General features: G+C 39.8%; 11 protein-coding genes. 2 read left to right on the top strand and 9 right to left on the bottom strand.

The genetic code is table 11. From position 1 onward, the window contains the following. Positions 1–97 precede the first annotated feature (97 nt). Both accC and O3C63_08245 read left to right on the top strand, forming a co-directional pair. A complete protein-coding gene (accC, locus tag O3C63_08250; GenBank protein MDA0772918.1) occupies positions 98–1,450 on the top strand; it encodes an acetyl-CoA carboxylase biotin carboxylase subunit in 1,353 nt (450 codons plus the stop codon). Between the two features lie 82 nt (positions 1,451–1,532). Next, positions 1,533–2,714 carry a hypothetical protein gene (locus O3C63_08245; GenBank protein ID MDA0772917.1) on the top strand — a complete coding sequence of 394 codons (1,182 nt, stop codon included), beginning with the start codon at positions 1,533–1,535 and terminating at the stop codon, positions 2,712–2,714. Positions 2,715–2,748: 34 nt separating this feature from the next. Here the strand turns inward: O3C63_08245 and O3C63_08240 are convergent, their stop codons facing one another. The 9 genes from O3C63_08240 to O3C63_08200 all read right to left on the bottom strand — a co-directional run. Beyond that, the gene (locus O3C63_08240) at positions 2,749–4,137 is read right to left on the bottom strand and encodes a hypothetical protein (protein MDA0772916.1); all 1,389 of its coding nucleotides are present in this window, start codon (positions 4,135–4,137) and stop codon (positions 2,749–2,751) included. 178 nt (positions 4,138–4,315) lie between these two features. Continuing rightward, on the bottom strand, positions 4,316–5,131 hold the full coding sequence (locus O3C63_08235; protein MDA0772915.1) for a hypothetical protein: 816 nt from the start codon (positions 5,129–5,131) through the stop codon (positions 4,316–4,318). Between the two features lie 30 nt (positions 5,132–5,161). Beyond that, a complete protein-coding gene (gene tatC / locus O3C63_08230) occupies positions 5,162–5,911 on the bottom strand; it encodes a twin-arginine translocase subunit TatC (GenBank protein MDA0772914.1) in 750 nt (249 codons plus the stop codon). Between the two features lie 2 nt (positions 5,912–5,913). Then, a complete protein-coding gene (locus tag O3C63_08225) occupies positions 5,914–6,201 on the bottom strand; it encodes a hypothetical protein (protein ID MDA0772913.1) in 288 nt (95 codons plus the stop codon). Then, positions 6,201–7,865, bottom strand: coding sequence for a citramalate synthase (gene cimA / locus O3C63_08220; GenBank protein MDA0772912.1), 1,665 nt, complete (start codon positions 7,863–7,865; stop codon positions 6,201–6,203). Before cimA ends, O3C63_08225 begins: the two co-directional genes overlap by 1 nt. Before the next feature lie 91 nt (positions 7,866–7,956). Further along, positions 7,957–8,370, bottom strand: coding sequence for a hypothetical protein (locus O3C63_08215; protein MDA0772911.1), 414 nt, complete (start codon positions 8,368–8,370; stop codon positions 7,957–7,959). Positions 8,371–8,542: 172 nt separating this feature from the next. Beyond that, positions 8,543–9,280, bottom strand: coding sequence for a response regulator transcription factor (locus tag O3C63_08210; GenBank protein ID MDA0772910.1), 738 nt, complete (start codon positions 9,278–9,280; stop codon positions 8,543–8,545). 85 nt (positions 9,281–9,365) lie between these two features. Further along, positions 9,366–10,232 (bottom strand): diadenylate cyclase CdaA, encoded by an 867-nt coding sequence (gene cdaA, locus O3C63_08205; GenBank protein MDA0772909.1) that lies wholly within the window; start codon positions 10,230–10,232, stop codon positions 9,366–9,368. A gap of 323 nt (positions 10,233–10,555) precedes the next feature. Further along, on the bottom strand, positions 10,556–11,010 hold a 455-nt coding region (locus O3C63_08200; GenBank protein ID MDA0772908.1), incomplete at its 5' end, for a diaminopimelate decarboxylase.

Here is an 11,010-nt window from a genome sequence, read left to right as displayed (position 1 = left end):
CACCCCGGGTATCACAAATTTGTGATACCCGGGGTGGGCTTTGGGGGTGGGCTTTGGGGATGTTGTAGAATGGTAGTTCTGTTTAAGGCAGGTGAATATGTCAATATCTAAAGTTTTAATTGCGAATAGAGGTGAAATTGCGTTGAGGGTTATTCGAGCTTGTAAAGAGCTAGATATTAAAACTGTCGCCGTTTACTCCGAGGCCGATGAAGATAGCATGCATGTGATTATGGCCGATGAGGCTTATTGCATTGGTCCAGCACTTTCATCAAAAAGCTATCTGAGTATTCCGACAATTATAAGTACGGCTCTGATTGCAGGAGCTGATGCGATTCATCCTGGTTATGGTTTTCTTTCTGAGAACGCACATTTTGTAGATGTTTGTGCTGAGCACAATATCAAATTTATTGGACCAAGTTCTGACGCGATCAATCGTATGGGTGACAAAGCAACAGCACGTGAAACAGTGATGGCTGCAGGGGTTCCAGTGGTACCTGGTTCTGATGGTTTGGTTGAATCAATTGAAGCAGCGATAGATCTGGTAGAAAACACAATCAAGTATCCAGTGATCATCAAGGCAACTGCCGGTGGTGGTGGACGAGGAATGAGAGTTTGTTACAATACCGAAGAATTGAAGCGCAACTTTGTTGCTGCACAAACAGAAGCCAAAAATGCTTTTGGCAATGCTGGTGTATACATAGAAAAATTTATTACTCAAATGAAACACATTGAAGTGCAAATCTTTGCAGATAGTCATGGCAACTGTGTCCACATGGGTGAGCGGGATTGCAGCGTGCAACGCCGTCACCAAAAACTAGTTGAAGAAGCTCCTTCTCTCGTTGTGGATAAAGCATTGCGTGAAAAAATGGGAGCTGACGCAGTCAAAGCAGCCAAAGCTGTTAACTATGAAGGTGCTGGAACGATTGAATATATTTTTATACCAGAGACTAAAGAATATTATTTCATTGAAATGAATACGCGTATTCAAGTTGAGCATTGTGTTACAGAGATGGTGACAGGATTTGATTTAGTGCAATGGCAATTGCGTGTTGCAAACGGTGAAGAATTTGATTTTGATCAAAGTGATATCAAGATCAACGGCCACTCTATAGAGTGTCGAATCAATGCCGAGGATTCTACTCGCAACTTTATGCCTTGCCCGGGCCACTTAACTGGTTTTATGCCTCCTGGTGGACTTGGAGTGAGGGTAGACACCCATTGCTACACTGACTATTTTATGCCGCCAAATTATGATTCTTTGATGGGAAAATTAATTGTTTGGGCTAGAACCAGAGAACAAGCTATTAAACGTATGCAGCGTTGTCTTGACGAATTTACCATCACCGGCATCGAGTCTACCATCCCTTTTCATAAGCGGGTCATGGCAAATCCGGTTTTTCAAACTGGTGAGGTTTGTACTGATTTTATTGAAAAACATATGACTATTTAGTGGCTTGAAAGTCTTTTAAAAATAAGTTAACATTATACTCTTGTATAGACACGGGCGGACGTGTTATATTGATATAGCAAGAATGACAAATCGAACAGAATTATTGAAAGAACAAAGAATTAGAATACCTTATTCAGCTGGTTTGGACCATACATTAACTGGTGTTAAAGCTAGTAAATTAGGAAGAGGAATGGATTCTTCCAATCCAGAATATAAACCACTTAGTGATAGGAAATTAGCTTGTGAAATAGCCAGAGTAGAAGGATTTTGTGAATCAGGTTACGCAAAATCAACAACAGATGACCCTGCTAGACGTAGAGTTGTTATAAAGAATGACCTTGCTGCAGTACAATCTAAAATAAGCTCTAATAAAAATGAAGACTCAGACTTCAAAAACTTTGTTGATCTTTTGGACATTTATGAAGTACCTGTAATTAAAGCTGGATGGCATGATAACCCTGCAATGAAAAGACCGACCATTCTAGTTTTTGCGTACCCTGATGAAGTGGAAAACACTATTGGAAGGCTTAAACTAGGTCAGTATTTACATAAGCTTGCTCATGTCTACGATTGTCAGGAGGTAAGACCAGAGTCTGAAGTTCAGGGTCTCCTTTTCTGTAAGTATGAAGGAGCAGCGATACCAAAAGCAACAGGTGGTAGGTATCAAATGTTCGGAGTAGATGCTTCACCGGCAATGAGAGACGCTGAGAATATGGCTGATCTACTTTCTTATCGTTGGAAGTATATTCCAGGAAAGGGAATTAGAAATGAATTTGACCAATTTGATAATACTACTGGTGGAGCTGGTATTTGTTATGCAATTCGCGATGATCAATTAATTCCGGTATTGAGAGATAGTGATCCACTTCGTGAAGACGGAAGTAGAGATCCATTGGTAAAAAATGTCCCGTACACTTGTAATTTTGCAACAACGATAGATTTAACAGCGAAGAGGGCAACTTCTGTAGAAGGAGCTTTGAGAAGGTTGCCTGACCACATGCCGCCAGAGGCTCAAAGACAAATATGGACAATGCCTTATAGATATAGATCAGAACCTGATGATGGTAGTAATGAGCAAACTCGTCTTGATCCTTATAGTGGAATAGGACTAATTCTACCAGATAGTTATTATAGAGATGAAGCTGAGAATGGGAGAGAAAAAGAAACAGATTTTCTTATAAATGCCACTGCTACTGGTGTTGCTAACTTACAGGTAAGAAGAGAAAGTGGTTCAGATACAGAATATTTTGAAGCGGAAGGTTGAAATTAACTCATTTTGATCTTGATCAAATTATTTATTAAGCCGGTCTAAAGGCTATTGTGAGTTTGGTCTCAGATGTTTTACTTGAGCCAGACCCAGATTTTGCAGGGCTAGACGTTTTAGGAGCTTTAGAACTTGATTTCGCTGCAGTTGATTTAGCCGCCGCAGTTCCCTTCGGACTTGGAGCTGTCTTCGCATTCGCCTTCGTAACACTCGGCGCACTAGTCCTGCTAAAGCCATCACTATGACTTGCCCTCGGTCTTCTAATACTTGTCTCTCTAGCGACACGTGCCTTTTCTTTTTGGGCTTCTTGAATATTTTCAATACGTTCTGCAATTTTGGGTGCTTCAATTTGAATTGGCTGCGCGCGTTCTATACTGGCGCGAGTTTCTTTACCCCAGTTGAGTGATTCTTTGAGAGTGTTGTTGAAAATTTCTTTAAGGGTGATTGGATCTTGTCGACGTGCAGGTTCATTGTTTTGCAAGGCGTCGAGATAGAACAGTTTGCCAATCGCATTTGCAGAAAGATTGAGGTAAGACCAGAATTCTTGTCCTTTGCCGGCGTACTTACTAATCATATTGGCAGCAGAGCCAAAGAGCATAGTCCAACCACTGGCAATATATCTACCACGCCCAGCTTCATAGTGAATTGATTTGAGTTTTTCTAACTCAACTCCCATACCAACAGCATCACGTATGGAGGCAAAGGCTTTGGCGCCGGTGAGCATATACATTAATGAACTTGCTGATGTCAGCGCACCAGTGACTAATCCCAACATACCGCTTCGTTGCCTATCAAAAATTGCAGCTGGATTTGCTTTGAGTTCTGAACATGCTTGCTTAAATGCTCTCCAAGTTGTTTGCACATTATCATTAAAGTTGAGATATTTTGATTTACCTTCGATAGTTTCTAGTGCTGGCAATGCGTTGTAGGCACCAATCCACAGACCACGATAATTAGTAATTTCTTTTGTTGGTGCAAGTACTGTTGTAATAGCATCTCCAATTTGTGAAATTCCAAGCAAGTATTTTCCGTCTTTGAATGCATCTACTGCACCTGATGCTCCGGAAACAACTCCAATTGCTAGTTTGGCAAGCCAGGTAGAACTTGTATTAAGAGCTAGTTTCAGTTTGCTTTGTTCTGGTAATAACCTACTAGTAAATGAAGTGACACCACAAACCACACTGGTTACCAGATGAACGATTTTTCGTAAGTCGATCAACATATATTGGAGTGTCTTTTTTTGTTCAGCTTCAATATCACCAAAGGTCTTAACTTTCTTGTGATGTAAGAGCTCAAGATCATTTGTGATATCACGTCCTAGTTCTTCAGTTTGCGTTGTTGGAAGTTTTTCTTGCACGGCAGAGCCAGGGCTCAGTTCTTGAGACTCAGGGTTGACGAATTTAATTGGTTGTGTACTAACCATTTATCGACACTCGGCCATTTCCTCGTTTCTCTATATGGATAATTGATCCATATAATCGCACCATGCTTTACGCTTTACGAATTCATAATGCCTTAATATTTTAGCATGATCCGTATATACTAATTCTTTAGGTGTTATAACTTAGGGGTTCTTACGCCTTTGGCTTAGGATGACGCCTTTATTTATACTTCTTATGTAAATCTTCAATCATTCCCTTAGCTCTTTCATTACCAAGTTTGGCTGCCAATTGCATATTTTCCCACGCTTTATCAAAATTGTGAAGATTCTTGTAAGTGAGTGCCAAACTTAAATAGAAATCATCTTTAAGGGCAGAATTGTTGACAATGCCTAAATTAATGGCTTTTTCAAGATAGGACAGGGCAGATTTATAGTTAGTGGAGCCGATATTAATATCAGCAACTTCCATGCAGCGCTTGAGCAAGTAAGACTCTAGTTTGAGGCTAGAGACTGCTGTTTTGTTTTTCTTGTCTAATTTGCGAGTATTGAGGTAATTAAGACCAGCTTCCAGTATCTCAAATTCTTGATTGATTTGGTTGCGTCTTTGACTAATTTCTATAAAATATTCTTGTTCGAGTTTGAGTTTGTTAGCTTTGCCAATGAGCTTAACGATCAAGTCTGCTCTATCGTTGACATTGAGTATTTCAACTAGCTCTACAAAGCTGTCTTTGAAGTCAATAGGGATGCTTTTGATGTTTTCATCTAAGAATTTACTGGCTTGTTTGTATTTTGCAAGTTTGATTTGAGAATAGAGTAAGAGAGTATCAAGATCTTCATCACTGGTTCTCAAGCGAAGTTTGGTCTTTTCTAGAATATTTTGTGCTTTGGCAATTTTGAATTCTTTGAGTAATTGCCTGGCTTCTTTAATATTGGATGATTTGAAACTAAGTAAATCAAAGATGAAATAACCGGTTCCTGATACCAAGATTAGGGTTATTAGAACTATTAGTTTTTCTCTTCTAGATGCGATGAACACAAAAGTATTATAGCAAGTTGTAAGCTGTCCCTAGCGCTTCATTATCTTTAAAATCAAAATAGTAAGGAAAAACAAACCAAGAAGAGCTCCGGCTAGGATGCTCATTGTTAGTGGGTCAGGAGTTGGGGTGATCACTGCTGCAATCACAAATGCCCCAAGTATCACATAGCGCCAGAGACGCAACAGGCTTTTGCTGCTGACAATACCAAATTGTGCCAGGCTGATTAAGACAATCGGTAGTTGAAAACTAATGCCACAAATGCTGAGAATGGATAGCTCTAAATTGATAAAATGTTCTAGTCCATAGCGAGCTTCAACTAGTCCTTGACCGAAACCAAGTAAGAATTCTAACAAAGAAGGTAATGTGAAGAAATATGCAAAGGACATTCCTAGCCAAAATAATATTGGTGAGCTAATCAGTATTGGACCAAGTAGATTTGATTCTTTGTCTTTAAGACCAGGTCTAAGAAAGCCTTCTATTTGTTGTAGTAAAAGTGGCATGGTGATTACTACAGAACTAAAGATAGAAACTTTGATGCTGGTCATAAGTAATTCACCAGGTTTGATTTGAAAAAAACTTGAGCCTGCTGGAGCTAGTGCTTGAAGTATTGTGATTATTTGATGAGAGAAATTAAAAGCAAGTATGAAAATAGCAAGAAGTGCAATTACTGAGATGATTAATCGATTACGCAACTCTGTCAGGTGTTCACTGATATCTGTGAGTAGACCACCTTCTCTTACAGCCTTATAGTCTTCACGTTTGTGTTTTGGTTCTGGCATACTTAACGGCTTCTTGCAAAACGCACGGTCACTAAATTGTCGCCATAAAGCAGAGTCACCGAGCTGTGATCAGAGCTTAAGCTCTCTGCTTGGTTTAAGTCTATAACCGCAGAGACTTCGCCTGATTCACTGTCGCAAGTATATAAGTCACCAGATTTTGCTAGTTTGACTGACATTGCTTGCCTAAATCCAATATTGATCCTGGAAGCAATTTCAACTCTTACCGTTTTCCCTTGTAACCTTTGCAGGAAAGTATTGGCTTCAACTAAGTCTTGTCCTGTTAATGGCATTAAGTTTGGCTCTCCTTGACCTTCGCTCTTTCTCTAATTAAACCATATATAATACTGTCTACGATTGCATCCCAGCTGGCTTTGACTATGTTTGGGCTAACTCCAATGGTATCCCATGAATCTACCTGGGAAGCCCCATCGGCTAGTTTCTTAGGACGATCTTGTACATGTGCGCAGCCAGTAGTGACTTGAACTTTGGTTATTGCCGCAGTACCAAGGTGACTATCTAAAATCCTTACTTTGAAATCAAGCAAATGAAAATTATCGATCTCTGGATAAAAATCTCTTAGTGATTTACGTAAAGCTTGATCCATGGCATTTGCAGGACCGTTGCCAAGACTAGCAGAATGAAATTCCTTGTCTCCAATTTTAACCCTTACAGTAGCTTCGGTCTGTTCACCATTGACGATTCTTACATTGGATTCAATAGTGCTAAAGAAATCTGGTAATGATTGAGGTTTGGTTTCATTGAGTACTTGGCGCACTAATAAATCAAAACTGGCTGCTGCATTTTCGTAGCTATAACCTTGATGCTCAAGCTCTTTGAGTTTGGTGAGGACTGCTTGTGCAGTTTCTTTTGCTTCGTTGTCAGAATTGAAATCAAAACCATTGTTGTTGAACCAGTCAAGGATATTGCTCACTCCAGATTGTTCAGAAACTACAACTCGAGTGAAATTGCCAACGCTCGCTGGGTCTATATGTTCGTAACTTGTTTTATCCTTGGCAATTGCGCTTGCGTGCAGACCGCCCTTGTGGGTGAATGCTCTGTCGCCGACAAAAGGCTGTGATTGATTGAGATTCATGTTGGCGATTTCTGAGATTTGTTTGGCAACCTTGGTGAGTTTGTTTAAGTTGCCTTTTGGTAAGCAAATTAAATTATCATCACTGTATTTAAGTTCTAGGTTTGGAATAATAGAAAGTAAGTTGGCATTACCACAACGCTCACCGTAGCCATTGATGGTGCCTTGTACTTGGATTGCACCAGCTCGGATTGCACGTATACTATTGGCGACAGCAAGCTCGCTATCGTTATGCGCATGAATCCCAAAATCTATGCCAGAAGCCCCAGCAAAAGCCTCTACCATCTCTTGGGTAATCCGATAAACATCCTCAGGCAATGAACCGCCATTGGTGTCACAGAGTATCATTCGACTAGCTCCAGCTTTGGCTGCAGTCTCGATAAATTGCTTGCAATATGCAGGATTAGTTTTATAGCCATCAAAAAAATGCTCGGCATCGACAAAAACCTCTCTACCTTCTGATCTTAGATATTCGATACTTTCATTGAGCATTGCAAGGTTTTGTTCCAGGCTAGCTTGCATTGTTGTGTCAATTTGCCAAGCAGAGCTTTTGGCAACGATACAAATGATTTGAGTTTCAGCTCTCAGTAATGCTTTGAGTATAGGATCTTCGTTCACCTTGGTATTGGCTTTGCGAGTACTACCAAAGGCTGTGAGTTTAGTGGTAGTTAGTTTGAGCTTGGCTGCTTCAACAAAGAAGTCTATATCTTTGGGGTTTGCTCCCGGCCAGCCACCCTCTACATAGGTGATTCCAAGATCATCGAGGATTTCAAGTATCTTTAGTTTGTCGTTGACACTAAAAGAAATATCACGCATCTGCGCGCCGTCTCTAAGTGTTGTATCGTAGATCTCAATATTTCTCATGAGCTTGACCAGTAAACAAGTATAGCAGTTAAAAAATAGCCCTCCGTTCAGGGAGGGCTTTTAATACCGACAAGTTTATTCCAAATGCTAATTATTGAGCAAATGATTTTCCTTCAAATAATTCGAAAGGATCATAGTCTATAAAATCACCATCTAAACTAGCACTCTCTGCTGATAATGGATCATCAATTCCGATTACAATACCGTCAATTACACCGTTGACTAAACCTGTGACTCCACCGACAACACCACCAATTACAAGTCCAACTGGGGTACCAATAAGTCTACCGATAAAACCGTCTCCAAGGTCCTCTGATAAATGGTTTGAACCATCAACAGCTTTAGCCGTGAAACCACGAATTAAGCCCATAACACCACCAATTGGTGCACCCACGACAGGTCCAACAATAGATAGAACTCCTTTTTCCATAGCTTTAGCTGGTTTAGCAATAACTATTGAAAGTAGTAGCGACAATGCTACAGGTATACATAGTATTTTTTTCATTTTCGCGATCTCCTTTTTTAGGCCATTAGTCCTTTTTACCCGTTAAATTGATGGCAAATGCCACCGATTTTGTATGCAAAGACGCAGCAAGTTATTTTGTGTTCCCAAAAAAAAGCCATCTCACAAGGAGAAGGCTTTTTACATTCAAAAACAAATCCAATGTTCTGATCAATTAAGCCAAAGCTGTTTGAGCGTGCTTCACGAAACCATCAGGAATTAATTGATATCCACCACCGTAAACAGTTTTGATATATTTTTTCTCGCCAGTTTCGATTCTAGATCTTAGATGTCTGATATGAACACGAATAGTATCTACGTCATCCACAGGTGAGTAACCCCAAACTTCTTTAAGAAGAGTTCCAGGACTAACTGTTTGACCATGGTTTTGCATTAAGCAATGAAGAACTTCAAACTCAATTGGAGTAAGTCTTAGGATGCGGTCATCAATCTTGATTTCACGTGACTCAGGCATTAATGTAATGTCGCCAGCGTGAAGAATTTCAGGGATTGATTGCGCCAAAGTTATAGCACCAGATCTTCTAAGAAGAGCTCTCACTCTAACAAAAAGTTCTGCAAGCTCAAAGGGCTTAGTTAAATAGTCATCAGCACCAGAATCAAAACCAGTAACTTTGTCTTCCGTTCTGCTTAAAGCTGTAAGCATAAGCACAGGAATTTCTTTGGTTTTGTCGTTTTGACGAAGTCTTTGACAAGCTGTAAAACCGTCAAGATTAGGCATCATCAAATCTAAAATAATTAGGCTTGGTGGGTTTTGTTGAATTAGGGCAAGACCATCAATAGCGTTGTCAGCTGATTCGACAGAGTATCCTTGCATCTCTAAATTAGAGGTGACCAGCTCAAGAATTGCTGGATCATCGTCTACTACAAATATTTTTTGTTGATTTTCGTTCATAATGATCTATATTAGCAAGAAATTATTAAAAAATGCAATACATAATAAAAGAATTCGTAATTTCTTTATTATTGCGTATGGCCAATTATTCAATTTCTTCGGAAATCTCTGATTTATCCTCGTCTTTTCCCTGTTTTATAGCTTTGATACTAGCAAAGAAGTCATTAATGTATTGACCAACTTTACTGCTTTTCTTCTCTGTTTTGAGTAATTCTGAATAAAAAGTTTGGATACGGTTGCGTAATAATTCAGGATTTGCGTAACTTGTCAATCTTCCTTCTTGGGCTGAGGATATCTCACCGGTTTCTTCAGAAACAACTAGAATCAATGAATCAGTTATTTCACTAAAACCAATTGCCGCTCTATGCCTGGTACCATACTGCCAATCGAGCTTAGGGTTTTCAGTCATAGGCAGGATGACGCCAGCTGCAATCACTGTGAAGCCTTTTAGGATTACCGCTCCATCATGTAGTGGTGACTTGGGATTGAGAATTGTTAACAGTAATTCTTGGCTGAGTGTGGCATTAAGACTTTTGCCGGGGTTGATGTAGTATCTATCGACATTGGCTTTTTCAATTGCAATCAAGGCGCCAATTTTGTTTTTTTGGAGATTGGCAAGTGATTGAATAATCTCATCACAAGCATCGTTGATGCTTTTCTTGGATTCTGCAATATGCAGGTAGTCAACCAAAGATAGATTACCACCGAGTTGCATTAGTACCCGCCTGAATTCTGGCGCAAAGATGACAATCAAACCTATTAATATAGTAGGTGAAAAAATCTCGAGTAATCTGGTAATGATTTGCAGCTTGAGGGCGTAGCAAAGTAGGATTACCGGAATAATTAAAACCAAACCTCGTAAAACTCTCTCTGCTTGCGTTCCTTGGAACCTCATATAAACTTGATAAATTAACCAAGTGATAAATGCAAGTTGGATGATCAAGCTTGCCATACTCAGAGGGTTCAATTCTAAATCTAGAAATTTGTAGAGAAATTCCTTTAAGTCAATGTAGTTTAGGTTGATATTGGTGTTTTCTATTTTACTTGGCCTCTGTGTATATTATGCCCTATTTTGTAATTAGTGTAGCGAAGATAAGGCTGTTTTGTGTAACTATGTAATTAACAGAAAGCTCAACAAAACGAATTCTCCAAAAAACGGTCTCCGCAAAACCAGCAGCCTCTGTGAGCCTGCTAGTAGGCGTTTTGCTCCAAATGTTTTTTGTCAAATTGTTTGGTTGAGCTTCCTTAGATTTTAGTAAAGGGACTTAGTCCTGACTATTTCAAATGCACTGGCATCTTGTCATTCCGCAAAATATCATCAATATCCTCAGCCTGAACCATGATATGAGATTGACCATTATTGACTAGGACCAAAGCAGGTTTGGTAGCGCGGTTATAGTTTGAAGCCATGCTGTAGTTGTAAGCGCCAGTTGAATAAACAACAAGGATGTCATCTTGCGCTGCTTTAGCTAGCTCGATGTCACGAATTAATACATCGCCAGACTCGCAGTACTTACCAGCGACGGTAACTAGCTCAGTGTCTTTGTTTGGATCTTTGCCATCAATTTCTGCAATGTATTGTGCCTGATACATTATCGGTCTTGCGTTATCCGCCATTCCGCCATCAATGGCAATATATTTGCGGACATTGGGGATGTCTTTGATATTGCCTACCTTATACACAGTTATGCCAGCTGGACCAACTATGCTTCTGCCTGGCTCCGTAAGAA

The organism is Cyanobacteriota bacterium (assembly GCA_027618255.1).
Lineage (GTDB): Bacteria > Cyanobacteriota > Vampirovibrionia > LMEP-6097 > LMEP-6097 > JABHOV01.
The sequence above is the reverse complement of the archived record's forward strand: the minus strand, read 5'-3'. Positions and strand labels throughout refer to the sequence as shown.